Source organism: Streptomyces sp. NPDC058872 (genome assembly GCF_042743065.1).
In the GTDB taxonomy this organism is placed as follows: domain Bacteria; phylum Actinomycetota; class Actinomycetes; order Streptomycetales; family Streptomycetaceae; genus Streptomyces.
Genome location: NZ_JBHYMK010000011.1, coordinates 92,657 through 113,787 on the forward strand (window position 1 = coordinate 92,657; position 21,131 = coordinate 113,787).

The 21,131-nt window shown below is 73.2% G+C and carries 18 protein-coding genes and 1 pseudogene; 6 read left to right on the forward strand and 13 right to left on the reverse strand.

Going from position 1 to position 21,131, the window contains the following annotated elements; genetic code table 11:
* Positions 1-8 precede the first annotated feature (8 nt).
* The 7 genes and pseudogenes from ACFW22_RS09540 to allB form a co-directional block, all read right to left on the reverse strand.
* Positions 9-1,187, reverse strand: coding sequence for a cytochrome P450 (locus tag ACFW22_RS09540; protein ID WP_386401013.1), 1,179 nt, complete (start codon positions 1,185-1,187; stop codon positions 9-11).
* Positions 1,188-1,228: 41 nt separating this feature from the next.
* Positions 1,229-1,357, reverse strand: a pseudogene (locus tag ACFW22_RS09545) (DNA-binding response regulator); the annotation flags it as partial.
* A 42-nt stretch (positions 1,358-1,399) separates the two neighbouring features.
* Positions 1,400-2,611, reverse strand: a complete 1,212-nt coding sequence (locus ACFW22_RS09550) for a sensor histidine kinase (RefSeq protein ID WP_386401015.1) — start codon at positions 2,609-2,611, stop codon at positions 1,400-1,402.
* Between the two features lie 520 nt (positions 2,612-3,131).
* The gene (locus ACFW22_RS09555; RefSeq protein ID WP_386401138.1) at positions 3,132-4,058 is read right to left on the reverse strand and encodes a DMT family transporter; all 927 of its coding nucleotides are present in this window, start codon (positions 4,056-4,058) and stop codon (positions 3,132-3,134) included.
* Between the two features lie 171 nt (positions 4,059-4,229).
* Positions 4,230-4,676 carry a dihydrofolate reductase family protein gene (locus ACFW22_RS09560; protein WP_386401017.1) on the reverse strand — a complete coding sequence of 149 codons (447 nt, stop codon included), beginning with the start codon at positions 4,674-4,676 and terminating at the stop codon, positions 4,230-4,232.
* A 107-nt stretch (positions 4,677-4,783) separates the two neighbouring features.
* Positions 4,784-5,902: an allantoicase gene (gene alc, locus ACFW22_RS09565; RefSeq protein ID WP_386401019.1), complete on the reverse strand. Its 1,119-nt coding sequence runs from the start codon at positions 5,900-5,902 to the stop codon at positions 4,784-4,786.
* A 3-nt stretch (positions 5,903-5,905) separates the two neighbouring features.
* Positions 5,906-7,240 (reverse strand): allantoinase AllB, encoded by a 1,335-nt coding sequence (gene allB / locus ACFW22_RS09570; protein WP_386401021.1) that lies wholly within the window; start codon positions 7,238-7,240, stop codon positions 5,906-5,908.
* Between the two features lie 328 nt (positions 7,241-7,568).
* Between allB and ACFW22_RS09575 the strand changes: the two genes are divergently transcribed.
* Entirely contained in the window at positions 7,569-8,378 is an 810-nt protein-coding gene (locus ACFW22_RS09575) for an IclR family transcriptional regulator (protein ID WP_384875888.1), read from the forward strand.
* Positions 8,379-8,661: 283 nt separating this feature from the next.
* On the opposite strand, the gene ACFW22_RS09580 is transcribed toward ACFW22_RS09575, so the two are convergent.
* Positions 8,662-9,342 carry an ABC transporter ATP-binding protein gene (locus ACFW22_RS09580; RefSeq protein ID WP_386401023.1) on the reverse strand — a complete coding sequence of 227 codons (681 nt, stop codon included), beginning with the start codon at positions 9,340-9,342 and terminating at the stop codon, positions 8,662-8,664.
* Complete coding sequence (locus ACFW22_RS09585; RefSeq protein ID WP_386401025.1) at positions 9,339-10,415, reverse strand: ABC transporter permease; 1,077 nt, start codon at positions 10,413-10,415, stop codon at positions 9,339-9,341. Before ACFW22_RS09585 ends, ACFW22_RS09580 begins: the two co-directional genes overlap by 4 nt.
* A gap of 112 nt (positions 10,416-10,527) precedes the next feature.
* On the opposite strand from ACFW22_RS09585, the gene ACFW22_RS09590 reads away from it, so the two are divergent.
* Positions 10,528-11,745: a sensor histidine kinase gene (locus tag ACFW22_RS09590; RefSeq protein WP_386401027.1), complete on the forward strand. Its 1,218-nt coding sequence runs from the start codon at positions 10,528-10,530 to the stop codon at positions 11,743-11,745.
* A complete protein-coding gene (locus ACFW22_RS09595) occupies positions 11,742-12,365 on the forward strand; it encodes a response regulator (protein ID WP_386401029.1) in 624 nt (207 codons plus the stop codon). Before ACFW22_RS09590 ends, ACFW22_RS09595 begins: the two co-directional genes overlap by 4 nt.
* Positions 12,366-12,435: 70 nt before the next feature.
* Here ACFW22_RS09595 and ACFW22_RS09600 read toward each other — a convergent pair whose 3' ends face one another.
* Positions 12,436-12,750, reverse strand: coding sequence for a DUF5955 family protein (locus ACFW22_RS09600; RefSeq protein WP_386401031.1), 315 nt, complete (start codon positions 12,748-12,750; stop codon positions 12,436-12,438).
* Between the two features lie 362 nt (positions 12,751-13,112).
* Between ACFW22_RS09600 and ACFW22_RS09605 the strand changes: the two genes are divergently transcribed.
* The 3 genes from ACFW22_RS09605 to ACFW22_RS09615 all read left to right on the forward strand — a co-directional run bounded on the left by ACFW22_RS09605 (position 13,113) and on the right by ACFW22_RS09615 (position 16,936).
* Positions 13,113-13,727, forward strand: a complete 615-nt coding sequence (locus ACFW22_RS09605) for an NTP transferase domain-containing protein (RefSeq protein ID WP_386401033.1) — start codon at positions 13,113-13,115, stop codon at positions 13,725-13,727.
* Between the two features lie 224 nt (positions 13,728-13,951).
* Positions 13,952-15,574, forward strand: coding sequence for a malate synthase A (gene aceB / locus ACFW22_RS09610; protein WP_386401035.1), 1,623 nt, complete (start codon positions 13,952-13,954; stop codon positions 15,572-15,574).
* Between the two features lie 216 nt (positions 15,575-15,790).
* Entirely contained in the window at positions 15,791-16,936 is a 1,146-nt protein-coding gene (locus tag ACFW22_RS09615) for a GDSL-type esterase/lipase family protein (protein WP_386401037.1), read from the forward strand.
* A 72-nt stretch (positions 16,937-17,008) separates the two neighbouring features.
* Here ACFW22_RS09615 and ACFW22_RS09620 read toward each other — a convergent pair whose 3' ends face one another.
* The 3 genes from ACFW22_RS09620 to ACFW22_RS09630 form a co-directional block, all read right to left on the reverse strand.
* Positions 17,009-18,796, reverse strand: a complete 1,788-nt coding sequence (locus ACFW22_RS09620) for a hypothetical protein (protein ID WP_386401039.1) — start codon at positions 18,794-18,796, stop codon at positions 17,009-17,011.
* A gap of 50 nt (positions 18,797-18,846) precedes the next feature.
* Positions 18,847-19,959: a hypothetical protein gene (locus ACFW22_RS09625; RefSeq protein ID WP_386401041.1), complete on the reverse strand. Its 1,113-nt coding sequence runs from the start codon at positions 19,957-19,959 to the stop codon at positions 18,847-18,849.
* Between the two features lie 97 nt (positions 19,960-20,056).
* Positions 20,057-21,016 (reverse strand): fibronectin type III domain-containing protein, encoded by a 960-nt coding sequence (locus ACFW22_RS09630; RefSeq protein WP_386401043.1) that lies wholly within the window; start codon positions 21,014-21,016, stop codon positions 20,057-20,059.
* Between the last annotated feature and the right edge of the window lie 115 nt (positions 21,017-21,131).

Below are 21,131 nucleotides of genomic sequence, written 5' to 3' on the forward strand. Positions count from 1 at the left end.
CCGGGCACTCACCAACGGACCGGGAGGTGACGGACGCCCCGCATGAGCAGGCCCGGCAGCCACTCCCAGGGCGCGCCCCCGGGATCCAGTTCGAGGCGGGGGAAGCGTTCCAGGAGCGTGCGCAGGGCGATCCGGCCCTCCAGGCGGGCGAGCGGGGCGCCCAGGCAGTAGTGGATGCCGTGCCCGAAGGCCAGGTGGCCGCGGGTGTCACGGCGGATGTCGAAGCGGTCGGGTTCGGGGAAGCGGCCCGGGTCCCGGGCGAGCGCGCCGATCCCCACCAGGACGTTCTGTCCCGCCGGGATCACGGTGTCGCCGACGGTGACGGCCTCCCGGGTGAAGCGGACCGTGCTGGTCTCGACCGGTCCCTCGTAGCGCAGGGACTCCTCGATGGCGCCGTCGAGGAGCTCCGGATCGGCGCGCAGGGCGGCGAGCTGTTCGGGGTGGATGAGCAGGTTGCGGACGGTGTTGGAGATCAGGTTGACCGTGGTCTCGTGACCGGCGAGCAGCAACAGGTAGGCCATGGCACGGAGTTCGGTGGCGGAGAGCCGGTCGCCGTCCTCGGCCCGGGTGGCGATCAGGCCGGAGAGCAGGTCCTCGGCGGGACCTGCGCACCGCTTGTCCTCGATGAGTGCGTCGAGGTAACCGGCCAGGCCGACCATGGCGTCGGTCATGCTCTGTTCGTCGGTGGGGCTGACCAGCTCGTTCGACCAGCCGCGGAAGGTCTCCCGGTCTTCGGTCGGGACTCCGAGGAGTTCACAGATGACGGTGACGGGCAGCGGGAAGGCGTAGGCGTCGACGAGGTCGGCGCGCCCGGCCGGTTCCATGGCGTCGGCGAGCTCGTGGGTGAGCCGCTCGATCCGGGGGCGCAGGCCCTCTGCCCGGCGTCCGGTGAACTCGGCCGTGACCAGGCGGCGCAGCCGGGTGTGGTCGGGGGCGTCCGCCGAGAGGAGGTGGACACCGATGATGTCCTCCTCCGACGGCCGGACGCCGATGACGGACGGGGACTTGGCGAGTCGGGGGTCGGCGAGCGCGGCACGCCCCTCGTCGTGGCCCACGACGAGCCAGAATCGGAAACCGTCGGGCATCCGCACCTCGTGGACGGGGCCTGACTCACGGAGCTTCGCGTAGACGGGGTACGGGTTCGCGATGAAGTCCGCGCCGTACTCCCCCAGTTCGATGACGGACATCTCCGAAGGTTATCCGATTGGTCACCGCGGGGAGGCTCGTCGCCGTGGTCGTGCCGGTTCTCGTCGAGGAGGCCGGCGTCGTGGACGAGGAGCGCGATCTGAACGCGGTTGTCGAGGTCGAGTCCGGCGAGGACGCGGGAGACGTGGGCCTTGACCGTGGGAACGCTCAGAACGGACCAGGGGACCGTCGTCGACGATGGGCGGCCTGATGGTCATGCGGGCCACGGTAGCCAGGCCCGCACGGCGAACCCGCCGTCGTCTGTCGGGCCGTGGTCCAGCCGACCGCCGGCGAGGGCGGCCCGCTCGGTGAGGCCGATGAGTCCCTGTCCGGAACCGGGGACGTGCGGGATCGGCCCGGTCGGGGCCGGATTCCGGACCTCGACGGTGAGGCCGTCGCCCGGGCGGCCCCGGACGGTGAGGGTGACCGTGGCACCGGGGGCGTGCTTGCGGGCGTTGGTGAGGGCCTCCTGTGCGATGCGGTAGACGGTGCGGCCGGTCGCCGCGGGAACCGCGGCGGGGTCGTCGACCGCGGTGTCGAGGACCACGTCCGCACCGACTGCGCGTGACTCGGCGACCAGCGCATCGAGGGTGGCCAGGGTGGGTCGGGGGCGGTCGCCCTCGCCGTCCTCGCCGGGTGCGCGGAGGACTCCGATGATCTCGCGGAGGTCCTGGAGGGCGTCATGGGCGCTGTCACGGATGACTCCGGCGGCACGGGCGATCTGCTCGGGCGGGGCATCGGGACGAAACTCCAGCGCTCCGGCGTGCACGCTGAGCAGGGTGAGCCGGTGGGCGAGGACGTCGTGCATCTCGCGGGCGATGGCCTCGCGGGCGAGCCGCTGGGCCTGGGCGGCGCGCAGCTCCGCTTCGGACTCGGCCCGACGGGCCCGTTCCCGGAGCGCCTCGACGAGCTGGCGCCGGGAGCGGACGAGCATGCCCCAGGCGGTGACGAGCAGGATGAGGACGAACCCGAAACCGATCAGCAGCCCGGTGTTCACCGTGGGATCGGGTCGGACGAAGGCCTGCACGGTGGAGGCGGCGGCGGCCAGCGCCCCGAGCCAGGCGACCTCTCGGAAGGGACGGCGTACGGCGACGCTGAACAGGCTCACGAGGACGGCGCCGCCCGCGGCCGGGACGACGACGCTGAGCAGGGAGAGGGCGACGGAGAGCCCGACCGGCCAACGGCGGCGCAGCCACAGGGCGCAGCAGGCCGCGCCACCGGCCAGCAGGTCGAAGAGGATCGCGGGGTCGCTGTTGTACGCGGCGCCGTTGTCGACGTCGACGAGGCCGACGAGGGCCGCGAGCAGGAACAGGGTGGCGTCGACGATCCAGTCGCGCACGGTGCGGCGGGTCCGCCCCTTCCCGTCCCCGCCCGATTCGACCAGGTGGGAAGGGAGCAGCAGGCGCTGCGGGTCCGTACGTGTCATATCCGCAATGTACGCAGGTCGGGGGTGGTCCACCGGGTGTGCGGGGCGGTCGGGCTACCGGAGTCGCGCAGGTCGACACTTCGGTATCGGCTGCGGTGGACGGACGGGGGCGCGGCTCGATCGCCTCCTCGATCACGATCGGATCGTGAAGGGTTTCCTCGGGGCTTCGGGATCTCATGGCCGCTGGTCGGGGCCGCCGGTGTGGTGCGCGAGCCGACGGGCGGTGGTCCGGGTGGGGACGGTGACTGCGGTGAGGCTCGTCGCCCTCGCGGTTGCCGGGGCCGACGACCAGCAGGCTGACTGGCTGCAGACCGGGGTGCACGACGCGCTCGTGGAGCTGGACGGTGCGCTGGACGTCGCAGCGGTCTGTGGGCGGCTCGCCCGGGACCCGGAAGAGGCCGTCCGTCGGGGCGCCGCGGAGGTCTCTGCGGGGGCGGACGGCACCGGATGCCGAGGTGGGTCGAGCTGCCCGTGGGCTGGTTCGTGCAGGCATCGCGCGGGGAACGCACGCCCGCGGAACTCACCCGGAGCCCTCGTCCGCGGCGCGGCGCCCCCAACTGGTTCCCGCGAGAACGAGGAGTGCACCGGCGAGACCGAGTGCTCCGGGGCGGTCTCCGGCGACGGCGATGCCGGCGGCGGCGGCCCAGAGCGGCTCCGTCCCGAGGAGGAGGCTGACCCGGGAGGCTGAGGTGCGTCGGACGGCCCACATCTGCACGAAGAAGGCGAAGAGCGTGCAGAAGACGGCGAGGAAGAGGAGGCCCGCCCAGGCTCGGGGGCCGAAGTCGAGGGCCGTGGCCCAGGGCGAAGCACCGGCACCGGGAAAAGCGGCGATGACGGCGAACACGGCCACGGCGGAGCCGAGTTGCACGGTGGTGAGGGAGAGCGAGTCGGCCGATCGGACCGCCTTGATCCGGGACATGGCAAGGACGTGGACGGTGCGCGCGACGGCGGCGAGCAGCATGAGCAGGTCACCGGTGGAGGGCGCGGTGAACCCGGCGCCCTGGGTCAGCAGGACCACGCCCGTGACCGAGAGCGCAGCAGCGGCGAGAAACCCCCGGGCCGGGCGGACCCGGGTGAGGGCGGCCTCGGCGAGCGGGGTGAAGATCATGGTGAGGCTGATGATCAGGCCCGCGTTGGTGGCCGAGGTGTGGACGACGCCGTACGTCTCCAAGAGGAAGATCCCGCTGAGGATCAGCCCGAGGACGGCGGCCCCCCTCCACTGGGACGCGCTCAGGGTCCGGAGCCGGCTCCACCCCACGGCGACGAGGACGGGCAGCACCACGGCGAACCGCAGCACGAGGACCGCGATCACGGTGTGGCCGGTGGTGATGCCCTTGGCCGCGAGATAGCTGGAACCCCAGACGACGGCGACGAGCAACACGGGCAGATCGGTGAGCCATGCCCGGCGCGGTGCGCCGAGGGACACCGGTGCGGCGATCGAGGACATCGCGGACCGCTTCTCCAACTCTGCTGGTGGGGTGGAGGCTTCGACGGCTCGCACTCGGAGGCATCACGGTACCCCGGGAGGCCCGTGGTGGCTACACCTTTCCCCCGGGCCGTGGGCGCGGGCCCGTGGCCGGCGCGGAAGGCCCCGGAAGTCGCCACGGGCGCGACCGCTTCAGTGGCTGCCGTACGCGGGACGGCCCGCCAGCGCATGGGCGTGGAGGGCGACGCCCGCTCCGGTGACGCGCGCGTCGACGTGGCGGAAGGCGGTGGGACGGACCCCGTCGGTGAAGAGCCGGCGCCCCGTGCCGAGGACCACGGGAAAGGCGGCCAGGTGGAGGGTGTCGATGAGGTCGTGGTCCAGGAGGGTGCGAGCGAGGCCGGCGCTGCCGTGCACCTGGATCTCTCCGTCGGTGCGCTCCTTGAGCGCGGTGACCTCCTCGACGGCATCACCGCGGAGCAGGGTGGTGCCGCTCCAGCCGGCCGAGGCGGGGGTGGTGGTGACGACGTACTCGGCGAGGCCGTTGAGCTTGGTGGCGATGGCGTTCTCGGGGTCGGTCTGCCGGGGCCAGCAGCCCGCGAAGACGTCGTACGTGCGACGGCCGAGGAGGAAGGCGGGCACGCGGCACGGGTCCGCGGGGGTTGCGCGGGGGCGCACCGGTGCTGTCGGGCCGGTGCGCCCCCGCGGGCCGGGCGGGGTGTCGTGCCCGCCGGGTCCGGACGGGTCCGTCAGCCGCCGAGTTCCTGGTGGCGGGCGGTCAGCCGCGCCGCACCGGCCTCCGTGAGGGAGCCGAAGAGGCGGAGGCGGGAAATGCCGCCGTCCGGGTAGATGTCGATCCGCACGCGGGCACCGACCGCCGGGGCGTCGAGGACGAACCGGTGGTTGGTGTCGGGCTGGAGGCGGGTCCGGGGCAGGACCTCGGTCCACTCGTCCGAGCCTTCGGCCGCGATCGAGAGGGCTGCCCAGCCCGCGCTGTTGCCCTTGAGGTAGGCGGTGTCGATCTCGACGGCGCGGATCTCGGACTCGGCCGCCAGGGCGTAGCGGATCCAGTCGTTGCCCTTGTCCCGGCGGCGGCGGGTCTCCCAGCCGTCGTCCATCTTGCGGGAGCGGCCGGGCTGGATGGTGTTGGTGGCCGGGGAGTAGAAGCGGTCCGAGGCGTCCTCGACCCGGCCGCCGTTCTCCAGGGCCGCGAGGTCGAAGGTGCCGAGCACGCCCAGCCACTGCGGATCGGGGGCGACCTCTCCGTGGACGCGGAGCCGGGCGATGCCGCCGTCGGGGTGCTGGTTGACGCGCAGGTGCGTGAAGCGCTGCTCCACGTCGACGGCGAAGCCGTTGGCGGCGTGCCCGCCGATGGCGGTGCGGGGGACCAACGTCGTCCACTTCACGTCGTCGGCGAGGAGTTCCTCGGGCGAGGGCGAGCCGGCCACGGAGGCGGCCTCGACGGAGACGGCCTGCGGGTAGTTGCCGCGGAAGTGGGCGGTGTCGATGACGATGCCCCGGACGACGCCGGGTGCGCCCAGTCGGACGAGGGCCCAGTCGTGGTCGGCCTCGGTGGGGTGCGGCTCCCGGGCCGAGGCGCCGCGGCGGCGGCGGGTCTCCCAGCCGTCCATGATCTTGCCCTTGTGGCCGAAGTGCTCGGGGTCGAACTCGGCGGCCTCGGGCTTGAGCAGGTTCTCGCGCTCGGCGAAGAACTCGTCGTTGGCGGCGATCACACCGGCGCCGAGGCGCCGGTCCGCGAGGTCGGCGTACTGGGTGAAGGGGAAGTCTGCCGTGCGGTAGTCGGCGTACGGGTCGCCGCCGCCGTAAGGGCTGGCGTCGCCGGTGAAGGAGGGTATGCCGGTGCTCACGGGTCAGTTGTTCCTTTCGAGGAGGCGGCCGGAGGGCTCGGTGAGGACGCCACGATCGGCGATGCGCTCTCCGCGCAGCCAGGTGGAGGTGACGACACCGCTGAGGGTCTTGCCCGCGTAGGCGGTGATGCGGTTGCGGTGCTGGAGCTCGGCCGGGTCGACGGTGAAGGCGGCGTCCGGGTCCAGGACGGCGAAGTCGGCGTCGCGCCCGGGCGCGATGGCGCCCTTGCGGTTCAGCCCGGCGAGCCGGGCCGGCCCTTCGGACATCCAGCGGACGACGTCCTCCAGGCCGTGGCCGCGGCGCCGGGCCTCGGTCCAGATGACGGGCAGGCCGAGCTGGAGGGAGGAGATGCCGCCCCAGGCGGAAGCGAAGTCCGGGGTCTTCAGGTCGGCGGTGGACGGCGAGTGGTCGGAGACGATGCAGTCGATGGTGCCGTCCGCGAGCCCCTGCCACAGGGCGTCCTGGTTGGTCGCCTCTCGAATGGGCGGGCAGCACTTGAACTCGGTGGCGCCGTCCGGGACCTCCTCGGCGGTGAGCGTGAGGAAGTGCGGGCAGGACTCGACGGTGACCTTCAGGCCCTCGGCCTTGGCGGCGGCGAGGACCGGCAGCGCGTCCGAGGAGGAGAGGTGCAGGACGTGGACGCGGGCGTTGAGCCTGCGGGCCTGGTTGATCAGGTTCTCGATGGCCGTGTTCTCGGCGTCCCGGGGGCGGGAGGCGAGGAAGTCCGCGTACGCCCCGCCCGTCCGCTGGGGCGCGGCAGCGAGGTGGTGCGGGTCTTCGGCGTGCACGATCATCAGGCCGCCGAAGCCGGAGATCTCGGCGAGCGAGGTGGCCAGCTGTTCCTGGTCGAGCGAGGGGAACTCGTCGACCCCGGAGGGCGAGAGGAAGCACTTGAAGCCGTAGACGCCCGCGTCGTGGAGGGGGCGCAGGTCCTTGACGTTGTCGGGCAGGGCGCCGCCCCAGAAGCCGACGTCGACGTGGGCCTTGCGCCGGGCGACCTCCTGCTTGACGCGCAGGTTCTCCACGGTGGTGGTCGGGGGCAGCGAGTTGAGCGGCATGTCGAGCAGGGTGGTGATGCCGCCGGCCGCGGCGGCCCGGGTGGCGGTCCAGAAGCCCTCCCACTCGGTGCGGCCGGGGTCGTTGACGTGTACGTGGGTGTCGACGAGTCCGGGCAGGACGACGTCGTCGCCGACGTCTTCCAGCCGGGCGCCGGCCGGTACCTCCGCGTCGTACGGCAGCACGGCGGCGATCGTCCCTCCGGAGACGGCGATCGACGCCGGGCGCGTCCCCTCGGGGGTGATGACGCGCGTCGAGCGCAGGACCAGGTTGACGTCCACCCGTACCCCTTCTTCAAGCACTTCAGCGGGAAATTCAACGAACTGTTGAAAAGGAGTCTTCACTTCCGGACGACGGGTCGTCAAGGGCACACTTCCCGCATCGACGTCCGATGCGCCCGACTTAGAGGTTTCCACAAAGTGGAATGAAAATTCCGTACAGTAGAACGTAGCTCTGCACATGCGGGGTAGCCCCGGGCCGCTCCGGGCTGCCGCTGACACCGGACAAACACCCCCTGACCGGCGCTGACGCGGACACCGGGACCACGTGTCCCGGCGAACGGCCCGGTAGGCTGCTGCCTTGCCCGCCCGCCTCGAAAGGACCGTTGACGTGCCGACGTCCAGCGCCAGCACCACCGACGCCGCCAAGCCCGCCGCCGCGAGCGGGGGCGTCCAGTCCCTCGAGCGCGCCTTCGACCTCCTGGAGCGGATGGCCGACGCGGGCGGGGAGGTCGGCCTGAGCGAACTCTCCGCCAGCAGCGGACTCCCGCTCCCCACCATCCACCGCCTCATGCGCACCCTCGTCGCCTGCGGCTACGTGCGCCAGCAGCCCAACCGCCGGTACGCGCTCGGCCCCCGCCTCATCCGGCTCGGCGAGTCCGCCTCCCGCCTCCTCGGCACCTGGGCCCGCCCCTATCTGGCGCGCCTCGTCGAGGAGACCGGCGAGACCGCGAACATGGCGCTGCTCGACGGCGACGAGATCGTGTACGTGGCACAGGTGCCGTCCAAGCACTCGATGCGCATGTTCACCGAGGTGGGCCGGCGGGTCCTGCCGCACTCCACCGGCGTCGGCAAGGCGCTGCTCGCGCACACCCCTGCGGAAGAGGTCAGGGCGCTGCTCGCCCGCACCGGCATGCCGGCCGCCACCGAGAAGACCATCACCACCCCGGAGGGCTTCCTCGACGCGCTCGTCGCGGTCCGCGAGACGGGGTACGCGGTCGACGACAACGAGCAGGAGATAGGGGTCCGCTGCCTCGCGGTGTCCGTACCGGACTCCCCCACCGCGGCGGCCATCTCCATCTCGGGCCCTGCGGGCCGGGTCACCGAGGCGGCCACCGAGAAGATCGTCCCGATCCTCCAGGAGGTCGCCCGCGAGCTGTCGGCGGCCCTCGCGAACACCTCCGGCAACGGCCAGGGCTGAGCCCTTTCCCCTCCCCCGGCGAACGAGCGCGCGGGGAGGGGCCGCCCGCTGACGGGGAGCGACGCGGTCCGGCTGCGACCCGCCCCCGGACCGGCGTGTGGAGCACTCGCGCCGGACGGCCGGGCCCGGACCGTTGGGGCGCCGCCGGTCGATGCGGTCCGGCGAACCGACGACGGCACGCCCCCGCACGGGGACGTGCCGACCGCCGGTGGACCACCCCGAGGGGCACGGGCCTGCCGGGACACCGGGCCTGCCGGGACGCCGGCCGTCCCGCGCGCACGACTCAGGTTCGCACCGCCTCCGTCAGTCGGCCGTCCTGGACCGTCACCGTGTGGTCCGTACGGGCCGTGTGCGTGCGGTCGTGGGTGACGAGGACCGTCGCCGTCCCCCGCTCGACCGTCAGCGTGGCGAGCAGCTCCATGACGGCAGCCCCCCGCTCGTGGTCGAGCGCGCTCGTCGGCTCGTCGACCAGGAGCACGGACGGTTCGTTCATCAGCGCCCTCGCGATGTTCACGCGCTGGCGCTGGCCGCCCGACAGTTGGTGCGGCCGTCGGTGGGCCTGGTCCTCGAGGCCCACCGCGGCGAGGAGCCCTTCCGCCCGGTCGCGCGCGGCCTTGGGCGAGCGGCCGGACAGGTGGGCCATCACCTGGAGCTGTTCCACCGCGCTCAGCGAAGGCAGCAGATTGGGCTGCTGGAAGACGATCCCGATGTGTTCGCGCCGCAGCTCCGCCTTGGCCGCAGGGGTGAGGGGCCCGGTGTCCGTACCGGCGACGACCACCCGCCCCTCGTCCGGGGTCACCAGGGTGGCGGCCACCGCCAGGAGGCTGGACTTTCCGGAGCCGGACGGGCCGACGACGGCCGTGAGCGTACCGGCGGGGACGGTGAGGGAGACGGCGTCGAGGGCGGTGAGCCGGCCGTCGCCGTCGGGGTAGGTGAGGGTGACGGCGTCGAGGACGAGGCTCATCGGGCGCTCCCGAGGGCGGTGAGGGGGTCGACGGCGGTGATCCGTCGGATGGACAGTGCGGCGCCCAGGACACCGAGGACGATGATCACGGCGGCGGGGCCGAGGACGGTGAGCGGTTCGAGGACGAAGGGCACGTTCCCACCGCTGACCAGGGCACCGATGCCGACCGCCAGTACGGTGCCGAGCAGGGTGCCGGCGCCGAGCATGAGGACGGCTTGCCCCAGGGCGTCCTTGAGGAGGTACGGGGTGGAGGCGCCCAGCGCCTTCAGGACGGCGACGTCACCACTGCGCTGGATGGTCCAGACGGTGAAGAAGGCTCCTATGACGAGCGCGGAGATCGCGAAGAGGAAGCCGCGCATGAGCTGGAGCGAGCCGTTCTCGGCCTGGTAGGACCCTATGGCGGTGAGGGCGTCGTCGGAGGTCCTGGCCTCGGTGCCGAGCGCTTCGTCACCGGCCGCCCAGTCGACGTCCTGGCCGCTCAGCGCGATGACGGTGGCCTCCCCCTGGGAGGCGGTGCCGCTGCGACCGAGCTCCTGCCAGTCGTCGAGCGAGGTCCACACCACGGGGGTGTGGCTGTACGAGGCGTCGCCGGAGACCGCGGTGACGGTGACCTCCAGCGGACCGAGACGGACGGCGCTGCCGGTGGTGACCCCCAGCTCCTCCGCGGCCGACTCGGACAGGACCGCCTTCCCCGCGCCGACGGTCCCGGGGGCGAGCCCGGCGTCCGGCTCCGATCCGAAGGCGGAGACCGCGGCGGTGCGGTCCCCGGCGACGGCGTTGACGGTACGGATCCCGAGCGGCTCGGCCTCCGTCACCCCGGGCCGCTCCGCCCACCCGCGCCACTGGTCCTCCGTCACCGTCGAATTGGTGAAGGAGGCCGACTGCCCGGACGGCGGCGCCGCGAAGGCCAGCCGGTCGGCGGGCAGGCCGGTGATCGCGGAGACGTTCTCTCGCGCGAGTCCGGCGGTCAGCCCGGACAGCAATCCCACGAGCAGGGTGATCAGCACGATCACCGTGCCCATGAGGGTGAAACGCCCCTTGGCGAATCTCAGGTCTCTCCATGCCACGAACATGCTGACCAGAGTGGTCCGCGAGGGCTTCCGCGGGCATCGCGCCACGGATGGCTCCGCCATCAAACTTTCGGTTGAGTCCGGACGGCCGCGCGCTGTCTACGCTGGAGGGGACATGGATCCGCGTTCCCTCACCCCCGCCCTGCGCGCCCTGCGCCTCTGCCTGCACCTGCTCATGGCGGGTCTGCTCGTCCTCGCCGCGGCGCGGGCCCGTTCGACCGTCGGAACCGTGATGGCGCTGGTCACGGGCGCGGTCTACGCGGCCGGCTCGTACCTGCCGTCCGTGCGGAGCTCCCAGCGGGCCGCCGCCGTCTGGCTGGCCGTCCTCGGTGCGTCCTGGCTCGGACTGCTCTGGCTCACCCCCGAAGCGCTCTGGCTGGCCTTCCCCCTGTACTTCCTCCAGCTGCACCTGCTGCCCGCGCGCTGGTCGCTGCCGGCCGTGGCGGTGACCGCGGGGGCGGCGATCCTCTCGTACGTGGGGCACGGCGCCCCGCTCAACCCGGGGGTCTTCATCGGACCGCTGCTCGGCGCGGCGGTCGCAGTGGCGACGGTCCTCGGCTACCAGGCGTTGTACCGGGAGAACGAGCGGCGGCGCCGACTCATCGAAGAGTTGATCGAGACGCGGGCGGAGCTGGCCGCGGCGGAGCGGCACGCGGGAACCCTCGCCGAGCGGGAGCGGCTGGCCCGCGAGATCCACGACACCCTCGCACAGGGCCTGTCGTCGATCCAGCTGCTGCTGCGCGCGGCCGAGCGGGCACTGCCGCCGGCCTCCCCCGCCGCCGTCCACATCGGCCGGGCGCGCGAGGCCGCCCAGGACAACCTGGCGGAGGCACGGCGCTTCGTCCGGGCCCTCTCGCCACCGGACCTGGAGCGCGGTTCCCTGGCGGCGGCCCTGGAGCGGCTGTGCGCGCCGGGCGGCGGCGCGGCCCCGCGCGATCCGAGCACCAGCGGGGCGGTCCCGTACGGCCTGGGGGACGGGCCGCGGGTCCGCTTCTCGGTGAGCGGCACACCGGTCGAGCTGCCCACCCCGTACGAGGTGGCGCTGCTGCGGATCGCGCAGTCTGCGCTGGCCAACACGGTGCGGCACGCCTCGGCCTCGCGGGCGGAGATCACCCTGTCGTTCATGGACGCGTCGGTCACCCTGGACGTGGTCGACGACGGCGTCGGCTTCGACCCCGCGTCCGTGCGCCCCTCCTCCGACGGCGGTTTCGGGCTGCCGGCGATGCGCTCGCGCGCGGAGTCGCTGGGCGGCACCTTCACCGTCGAGTCGGCGCCCGGACAGGGCACCGCCGTCGCCGTCTCCCTCCCCCTTCCCACCGGAGCTTCCACATGACCATCAGACTGCTCCTCGCCGACGACCATCCGGTGGTGCGGGCGGGCCTGCGCGCCGTCCTCGACACCGAGCCCGATTTCGCCGTGGTCGCCGAGGCGGCCACCGCCGAGCGTGCGGTGGAGCTGGCCGCCGGCGGGGGCGTGGACGTGGTGCTGATGGACCTGCAGTTCGGTGCGGGGATGCACGGTTCGGAGGCGACGGCGGCGATCACGGCGGCGGGCGGACCGAAGGTGTTGGTCCTGACGACCTACGACACGGATGCGGACATCCTGGCGGCGGTGGAGGCGGGCGCCTCCGGTTACCTCCTGAAGGACGCGCCGCCGGAGGAGTTGGCGGCTGCGGTCAGGACGGCGGCGGCCGGGCAGTCCGCCCTCGCGCCGGCCGTGGCGCACCGGCTGATGGACCGGATGCGGACCCCTGCCCAGGCACTGACCAAGCGGGAGTTGGAAGTGCTCCAGTTGGTGGGCGAGGGGCTGTCGAACCAGCAGATCAGCAAGGCACTGTTCCTGTCCCAGGCGACCGTGAAGTCCCATCTGGTGCACATCTTCGCGAAGCTGGGCGTGGACTCGCGCACGGCGGCCGTGGCGGCGGCGACGGCACGCCGACTGATCCGGCGGTAGCCGGCCGGGGCCGCAGCCCCGGCCGGCGCCGGGGGACGGCGGTCCGTCCGCCCCTCCCGGGTCGGAACGCCTAGGGAGGGGGCGGGGGGCCGAAGAGCTCGACGGCGCGGCGGACCGCCGCGAGACCGCCGGCGAGCGCGCTGACGGAACCGACCGAGCCCGCCACGAGCAGCAGGGAACGGCGCAGCCGTCGCACTTCGGGCTCGCCGCTCAGCGCCATCGCGTCGAGTGCGGCGAGTTCTTCCTCGGCGATCCCCCGGTCGGCGAAATCGATCCGGAGCACGGCCAGTTCTCGGCGGAGCCGGGACACGGCGGAGCGCAGTTCGGCCACCCTGGGGTCCATGCCCTCGCCGGTCACTCGCCTCTGCCCCACGCTTCGCAACATGGTTCTCCCCCTCGCACGACGCCGTGCGCAGCACTCCACTCCGAACGCTCCGAGCGGACCCGCCGTGCGGGTGGTCGGCGCCGCGAGTCGCCGCCAGTTAACTCCTCCGCCCCCCGCCGCGCCAGCCTTGGCGGACGGAATTCAGCTGATCTGGCGAGGAGTCGACCACCCCTCCCCCTCCCGGCACGGACGACCACGGATCCCGCTGCACGTACGGCTCGGGAGCCCCGTCCGGACCCGCGGCCACACGGGGATCCGCAGGCCCGGACGGACCCTCGTCCACGTCCGGCGGGCCGGCGCCCGCCCCTCGCTCCCGGGCCCGGTCGGAGCTTTCCGGGCAGGCCGTGAGGTATGCAGTCCCCATGACAACAGCGCATGAGCGACCCCCCGTCGTCGCAGGACTGCTCCTCGCAGCCGGAGGCGGAAGGCGACTCGGAGGACGCCCCAAGGCCCTGCTCACCCACCGGGGGCGCCCCCTGGTGGAGCACGCGGTGGAGGTCCTGCGGGAGGCCGGGTGCGAGGTCGTGCACGTGGTGCTCGGCGCGTCGGCCGCTGCGGTGCGGGAGCGGGCCGGACTGGCGGGCTGCGTCCTGGTGGAGAACCCCGAGTGGGCGGAGGGGATGGGTTCCTCGCTGCGGGCCGGGCTCGGCTCGTTGGCCGACGATCCGCACGGCGTGGACGCGGCGCTCGTGCTCCTGGTCGACCAGCCGGGGATCGGGGCGGAGGCCGTGGCACGCGTACGGGCGGCGTACGAGTCCCGGAGCACCCTGGCGGCGGCCTCGTACGACGGGCAGCGGGGCCATCCGGTGTTGTTCGGCGCCGCGCACTGGGCGGGGATCGCGGTTTCGGCGGTGGGCGATCGGGGCGCACGGGACTACCTGGCGGCGCACCGGGATGCGATCACCCCGGTGGACTGTTCGGATGTGGCCGAGCCCTATGACATCGACACGGAGGCGGACCTGTCCCACCTGGAGTGAAGCGGCTGGCACTCAGCGCCATGTTCTGTCGATCCGGAGAATCTCGACATCAACAAACCATTGAACTTCCACCATGAGGAAACTACTATCCACTGTTCAGAAGCCCTGCTCGTTCAGGGGACGCTCGCGGCCGTATCTCGGCACCGTGGCACTCCGTGCCGCCCCGCAACGCCCGGCGGCCGCCTGGCACCGCCCGTGAAGTCCGCCGAAGGAAGTGACAGTTCATGTCCGCACCAGCGCCGTCCAGCCTGGCCGTCGTCGACGCCGAGCCCCTCCCCCGCCAGGAAGAGGTGCTCACCGAGGCCGCCCTGGCCTTCGTCGCCGAACTGCACCGGCGGTTCACCCCGCGCCGGGACGAACTCCTCGCCCGGCGGGCGGAGCGCCGCGCCGAGATCGCCCGCACCTCCACCCTGGACTTCCTCCCGGAGACCGCCGCGATCCGCGCCGACGACTCCTGGAGGGTCGCGCCGGCCCCGGCCGCGCTGAACGACCGCCGGGTCGAGATCACCGGTCCGACCGACCGCAAGATGACCATCAACGCGCTCAACTCCGGCGCGAAGGTCTGGCTCGCCGACTTCGAGGACGCCTCCGCTCCGACCTGGGAGAACGTGATCCTGGGTCAGGTGAACCTGATCGACGCCTACACCCGGAACATCGACTTCACCGATCCCAAGTCGGGCAAGTCGTACGCCCTCAAGCCGGCCGATCAGCTCGCCACGGTCGTCATGCGCCCGCGCGGCTGGCACCTGGAGGAGCGGCACCTCGCTGTCGACGGGCGCCAGGTGCCCGGCGCGCTCGTCGACTTCGGCCTCTACTTCTTCCACAACGCCCAGCGCCTGATCGACCTCGGCAAGGGCCCGTACTTCTACCTCCCGAAGACGGAGTCGCACCTGGAGGCCCGCCTCTGGAACGACGTCTTCGTCTTCGCCCAGGACTACGTCGGCATCCCGCAGGGCACCGTCCGCGCCACGGTCCTCATCGAGACCATCACGGCGGCGTACGAGATGGAGGAGATCCTCTACGAACTGCGCGACCACGCCGCCGGACTCAACGCGGGCCGCTGGGACTACCTCTTCTCGATCGTCAAGAACTTCCGCGACGGCGGCGCGAAGTTCGTCCTGCCGGACCGCAACGCGGTCACGATGACGGCCCCCTTCATGCGCGCGTACACCGAACTCCTCGTGCGCACCTGCCACAAGCGCGGCGCGCACGCGATCGGCGGCATGGCGGCCTTCATCCCGTCCCGCAAGGACGCCGAGGTCAACAAGGTCGCGTTCGAGAAGGTCACGGCGGACAAGGAGCGCGAGGCGAACGACGGCTTCGACGGCTCCTGGGTCGCCCACCCCGACCTGGTCCCGATCGCCATGGCCTGCTTCGACGCCGTCCTCGGCGAGAAGCCGAACCAGAAGGACCGCCTGCGCGAGGACGTCTCGGTGGCCCCCGGCGACCTCATCGCGATCGATTCGCTCGACGCCCACCCCACCTACGACGGCCTGCGCAACGCGGTCCAGGTCGGCATCCGCTACATCGAGGCGTGGCTGCGCGGCCTCGGCGCCGTCGCCATCTTCAACCTGATGGAGGACGCCGCCACCGCCGAGATCTCCCGCTCCCAGATCTGGCAGTGGATCAATGCCGGCGTGGTCTTCGAGAACGGCGAGACCGCCACTCCCGAGCTGGCCCGCGAGGTCGCCGCCGAGGAGCTGGCCGCCATCCGCCACGAGATCGGCGAGGACGCCTTCGCGGCGGGCCGGTGGCAGCAGGCGCACGACCTGCTGCTGCACGTCTCCCTCGACGCGGACTACGCGGACTTCCTGACCCTGCCGGCATACGAGCAGCTGGTCGGCTGACCGCCCCCTTCGAACGGCCCCGTCCCCGGTGAACGCACAGCTCCGGGGGGCGGGGCCCCGTCATGGCCGGTTTCTTGCGCCTGTCGGGCCACAGGGGACGTAACCCAACCGAAACATGCAGCTACCTAGCGGTAACAAGCCACGCCGTGCGAGATTCCGCCATGCCACCGGCCGGCGGCTGTCCCCCACGTCACTGCACACCGCAGGAGCACAGCCATGCCTTCGATCCCCCACCGCGCGCTGCGCACACTCCTGGCACTGTGTACGGCCACCGGGCTCGCCGCCGTGGCGGCCCCACCCGCCCATGCCTCCCCCGACAACGGTCCCACCGCCGTCGTCGCCATGGGCGACAGCTACATCTCCGGCGAGGCCGGGCGCTGGCTCGGCAACAGCCTCACCAACTCCGGCAGCCGCAACGGCACCGACCGGGCCTGGACGGGCAGCGGTTACGCCCCCTCCCGGGTGTACGGCACCACCGCGGGCGGCTGCCACCGCTCGGACACCGCCGAGGTCAAGAGCGCCGGACCGATCGCCGACTCCCTGATCAACCTGGCCTGCTCCGGGGCGACCACCAAGAACGTCTTCCGCGCCTCCCAGGGCGGGGTGGCCTTCAAGGGCGAGGCGCCCCAGGCCGACCAGCTCGCGGCCGTCGCCGCCTCGCACGACGTCGAACTGATCGCGCTGTCCATCGGCGGCAACGACCTCGGCTTCGCCGACGTCATCACGACCTGCGCGACCGACTACATCATCTGGTACTCGTACTGCCACGACGACCAGCAGGTCGCGGTCGACGCGAAGATCGACCGCGCGATGTCCGACGTCGGACGGTCCGTCGACGAGATCCGGGCGGTCATGGCCGGCGCCGGGTACGCCGCGTCCGACTACCGGATCGTCCTGCAGTCCTACCCCTCCCCCATCCCCCGCGCCTCCGAGAACCGTTACGTCGAGAGCGGCTGGTCGCGCACCAGCACCGGCGGCTGCCCCTTCTGGAACGCCGACTCCACCTGGGCCCGCGACTCCCTGGTCCCCCAGATCGCCAACCGCCTGAAGGGCGTCGCGACGGCCAAGGGCGTGCAGTTCCTCGACCTGCGGGACGCGCTCCAGGGCCGCGAGGTCTGTGCGAAGGCGAGCCGCCAGGTGACGGCCGCGGCGCCGCCGTCGGGGACGACGAGCGAGTGGGCGCGCTGGATCGACAGCCAGAGCACCCAGGGCCTGGTGCAGGAGTCCATGCACCCCAACGCCTACGGGCAGCAGGCCCTCGGCCGCTGTCTGGCCCTGGTCCAGGCCCGCCCGACGGGACACCAGAGCTGCCGGAACACAGCCGGGGCGGGACCGTCGGGGATGTACCTCACGGCGGGCTGACCCTCCGGCGTCTCCACGGCGGGGTGACCCCCGCCGTGGAGACGCGCGGAAGGGAACTGCGGGGCACGAAGGTCAGGGGAGGGTGATGCCCAGCGGGCGGAGCACCCGCTCGGTCTCGTGGCGGTCCGCCGCCGCCATCGCCCGGACCAGGGCCGCGGAGCCGCCCGGCCAGTCCGCCGCCGCCGCGTCGAAGGCGGCCCGACGGGATTCCAAGGGACCCTTCTTCGCGGGCAGGGCATCGAGCACGTGCAGGGCCCGGGCGGAAGCGCGCACCTGGATCGGGTCCGCCGGCTCGCCCCGCAGGCGCAGTGCCTCGTGGGCACGGGCGCCGACCACGGGGTCGCGCAGGGCGCCCCGCAGGGCCTCGGGCGGTGCGCCGGCCGTGTCGAGGGCGGCGAACAGCCCCCGGGTGGCAGCCGCATCGGAGGTTCCCGCGTGGACGGTGCCGAGGGCGGCGAGCAGTCGGGACCAGGCGTCCGTGGTGTCCCCGTGCGCGCGGAGCCAATCGGCGAGCACGCGCACGGCGACCGACGCGGACCAGCCGCTGGCCGCGGCGATCAGGTCCGGGGCGGTCCAGGCGGTGAGCCCTCCGGCGTCGGGCGCGGTGACCCCGCGCACTGTGAGCAGGTAGCGCACGACGCCCGCGCCGCGCGGGGTGAGTCCGAAGGCGTCCCCGCTGCGAAAGGCGAGGCCGGTGGCGGCCAGGCGGTCGACGACCGCGGCGAGGTCACGGGCCGGCCGTTCGAGCCGGGCCCGGTCGGCCTCGTTCAACTCCACCAGCCCCAGCAGACGCACGAGCTCCGGCAGGGGTGGAACGGCGTACGGTCCGCTCGCCCCGTCCGGCACCGGTGCGGGCAGGTCCTCCAGGTCCGGATCGACGGCCCAGTCCTCGTATTCGGCCGTCCTGCGGGCGATGGACTCCGGGGCGCAGCCGCGCTGGTAGAGCGCGTACAGCAGGTGCGGTGCCTCGCCCCCGTAGGGCTCGAACTCCTCCTCCGCGAGCTCCTCGACGGCGGTGATGAGGGCGTCCGCGTCCTCCTCCACGGGCCCGTCCTCGATCGCGGGCGGCGGAGGGACGGGGACGGCGGGATCACCGTAGTAGTCGAGGTGCTCGTCGAGGAGGGCGTCGGCCAGCACGAGGTGGGGGAAGGCGTCGGGGCCCGGGGCGAAGCGCGCGTAGGGGCCGGCCAACTGCTCGGCGAGGCCGGCGGCGGTCCAGCGGTCCTGGAGCGCCGCGGCGAGCCGTCCGATGCCGGTCGCCACGGCGTGGTCGGTGAGCAGCGGCCCGGCGGTCGGAGGCTTCTCGGCGTCCCTCACGTACGCCCGGGTGAGCGCCTCGGCCAGCAGGACGTCGGCGAGGGCCGTCCGCCCCATGAGGTGGGCGCGGCGCACGCCGTCGGGAAGGGGCGCGCCGTCGAGGGCGGCGAGTCGACGGCGCACGTCCTCCGGGTCGTCGAGGTCGGTGCCGCAGGTCCGCAGCAGCGAGGCGTACCAGCGGTGCCAGGTGAGGTTGCCGGGGTCGTTCATGGCGCGCTCGAAGTCGGGCGCCGACTCGGCGACGGCCAGGGCGATCCGTTCCCGCCGTCCTCCGTCGAACCGCGCCGCGAGCGCCCCGAGGACGGCCGGGTAGGCGGCGAGGCGGCCGGGCGGCGCGTACACGAAGGTCGGCAGGTCCTCGACCAGGAGTTGCCGCACGAGGCCGGGCGTCGGCTCGGGCACCCCCGTCGTCCGGTCGGCCCCGCGCAGCGCGAGGAGCCCCAGGACGACTTCGGCGGCCCGCACGAAGGCGGGGTCACGATGCTCGGGCGCTCCGTCGAGGAGGCTGTCGAGCCCGGTGTTGGTGAGGACGGTCTCGGCCACGCTTCCCAGGGTAGTTCCGGGGGAGCGGATCCGGCGGGCAAGGCCGGGGGTCAGGAGTGTCGCCGCAGTTCGCGGGCGACGTGCGTCAGGTGCTGGGCGTGGCCGGCGCAGATCCAGGCGTCGGGGTGGCCGGTGCCCAGCGGACCGCGGCCGTCGGCGCAGGTGCTGAGCCAGCGGTCCCCCGCGCTGTATCCGGCTCCCCTGAAGTCCGGGGAGGCGACGATCTCGCGGGCGAGCCGACGGACCGTGACGTGGTGGTCGGGTCCTGCCGGCACCTCGCCCACGAGGAAGGTGCGTGCGGTGGTGTACCGCAGGGCTCCGCGGAAGGGGTCGGGGCCCGTGTCGGAGACCCGGTCGGCGCTCGCCGGGTCGTGCGCTCCGTAATCTCCGTGGACGGGGTGCGCTCCCTGCCGGCCGACCGCCCGGCGGAGCAGATCGGGGAGGAACCGGTCGGTCCGGTACGTCTCGGTCAGGGGCGCCCCGTAGCCCCGGGGGTGGGTCTCGGGAAAGGCCCCGGCGAGCAGGACGACGGTGCGCCAGGGGTGGAGGGACCCAAGGGCGTCCAGGGCACGGAGCGCCGTGCGGGAGGGGTCCCGGTGGTCCTCGTCGACCGCTCCCAGGTCGAGCAGGAGGTCCACCGGGCACCGTGCGAACGCGATCCGTTCGAGCAGGGAGCCGACGGCGTCCCGGAGCCGCTCGTGCGGGAGGTCCTGCGGGGACACCCGGAGGCCGAGGCCGTTTCCGCTCGCGCGGGCGACCTCGGCACTCGCCTCCTGCTGCCGGGCGTCCCGTTCGACGCCCGTCACCGGCCGGAGCGGGGTGCGCACCAGGAGGCTCCGGAACTCCGCGAGCAGGTGCCGCGGCTCGCCCTCTGCATGGCGGACGTCCACCCAGGCGGGTCGCCCGCACTGCACTCCCACCATCCGGTGCAGGACGGTGCGCAGGTGCCCGACGAGGGCGAGCGGGTCCGGATCGGGGCGATGGAGCGCCCCCTTCCGCCGTGTGCGGGCCCCGCCGGCGCGGGGCGGGACGGTCCAGAGCGGGGTGACGACGGCCCGGACGTCCGGCGTCAATGCGCCGTAGGCCACGAGGCCGTTCGGGCGTGCGGGCAGCGCGGGTACGTAGATCGGATCGGACATCGGATCGGACATCGGATCGGACATCGGTGCCCCCCCAGCGGCCTGTCGCATCCCCTGTTCGCAGGGTGAGGGTCCGTCACGCCCTGCGAAAGGATGCGGTTCCGGCCAAGAGCAGGGAAGTTCAGCGCACCACCGCCGTCCGCGGAGCGGAGAAGTCGCCCCAGGTTCCGTCCGGGAGCCGGGCGCGGAGGGTCACGACGTAGCGGGTGCCCGGGGGGTCTTGGACCGCGAAGCCGTAGCTGGCGCGGCCGGTGGGGGGATCGGTGCCCCACACGATGGTGGTGGCGAAGCGGCCGTTGAGGTGGAGCTCGTGGTGGGTGACCGGTGCTCCCGTCCTCGGCGGGGTCCAGGTGAGGGTGATCTCGCCGGGCGCCGTCGCGACGGCGACGTCTTCGGGGGCGGTGTTCGGCGGGGCTCCCGGGGAGGGTGCGGTGGTGAGGTCCGCGGGGGCGCTGTCGGGTGAGGAGTTCTCGGCGGCGTCGCGCGCGCGGACCGTGAACGCATAGGCGGTGCCGGGTCGCAGGCCGGTGAGACGGGTGGTGGTGGCGGTGCCGGGAACGGTGTGGATGCGGACGTCGGCCCGGTAGACGTCGTACGCGGTGACCCGGGTGTCGTCGTGCGCAGGGGACCAGTGGAGGGTGGCGGCGCGACTGCCGTCCGCGGCGGCGCGCAGACCGGTGGGGGCGGTGGGGGGCGTGCGGTCTTCGGCGGCGGCGGGGAGGGTGGTCGCGGTGACGGTGGCGCTGGGCGGCGAGACCTTGCCCGCGGCATCACGGGCGCGGACGGTGAAGCGGTGGCGGGTCGCGGGGGCGAGGCCGGTGACGTCGGTCATCAGGGTCGCTGCCGGAAGGTCCTTGACCTTGTGGCCCTCGCGATAGACCGCGTATCCGGTGACGGCGCGGTCGTCGGTGGCTGCGTTCCACATGACGTGGACGGTGCTCGCGCTGCCCGCGGTGGCGGTGACTCCGGTGGGCGCGGTGGGTGGCCCGGTGTCCTGCGGGACGGGGGCCACGGGTGCCGAGCAGGCGGCGAGGACGAACACGAGGATGGCCAACGGGCTTGCGGAAAGCGGGCGTTGCATGCTCCAACCTCCATCCTTGAGAAAGGTCCAGACCTATATCGCACAGGAGGTGACGGTCGGGCAAGGGGGCGGTGTCAGTGGGGTGCGCTTCACTGAGAACATCACTCTCCGTAGT

Coding starts and splice junctions, on each gene's coding strand:
- aceB (WP_386401035.1), top strand. CDS start 13,952: ATGTCCGCACCAGCGCCGTCCAGCCTGGCCGTCGTCGACGCCGAGCCC.
- ACFW22_RS09585 (WP_386401025.1), bottom strand. CDS start 10,415: ATGTTCGTGGCATGGAGAGACCTGAGATTCGCCAAGGGGCGTTTCACC.
- ACFW22_RS09555 (WP_386401138.1), bottom strand. CDS start 4,058: ATGTCCTCGATCGCCGCACCGGTGTCCCTCGGCGCACCGCGCCGGGCA.
- ACFW22_RS09605 (WP_386401033.1), top strand. CDS start 13,113: ATGACAACAGCGCATGAGCGACCCCCCGTCGTCGCAGGACTGCTCCTC.
- ACFW22_RS09590 (WP_386401027.1), top strand. CDS start 10,528: ATGGATCCGCGTTCCCTCACCCCCGCCCTGCGCGCCCTGCGCCTCTGC.
- ACFW22_RS09615 (WP_386401037.1), top strand. CDS start 15,791: ATGCCTTCGATCCCCCACCGCGCGCTGCGCACACTCCTGGCACTGTGT.
- ACFW22_RS09600 (WP_386401031.1), bottom strand. CDS start 12,750: ATGTTGCGAAGCGTGGGGCAGAGGCGAGTGACCGGCGAGGGCATGGAC.
- ACFW22_RS09595 (WP_386401029.1), top strand. CDS start 11,742: ATGACCATCAGACTGCTCCTCGCCGACGACCATCCGGTGGTGCGGGCG.
- ACFW22_RS09625 (WP_386401041.1), bottom strand. CDS start 19,959: ATGTCCGATCCGATGTCCGATCCGATGTCCGATCCGATCTACGTACCC.
- ACFW22_RS09540 (WP_386401013.1), bottom strand. CDS start 1,187: ATGTCCGTCATCGAACTGGGGGAGTACGGCGCGGACTTCATCGCGAAC.
- ACFW22_RS09630 (WP_386401043.1), bottom strand. CDS start 21,016: ATGCAACGCCCGCTTTCCGCAAGCCCGTTGGCCATCCTCGTGTTCGTC.
- ACFW22_RS09580 (WP_386401023.1), bottom strand. CDS start 9,342: ATGAGCCTCGTCCTCGACGCCGTCACCCTCACCTACCCCGACGGCGAC.
- ACFW22_RS09550 (WP_386401015.1), bottom strand. CDS start 2,611: ATGACACGTACGGACCCGCAGCGCCTGCTGCTCCCTTCCCACCTGGTC.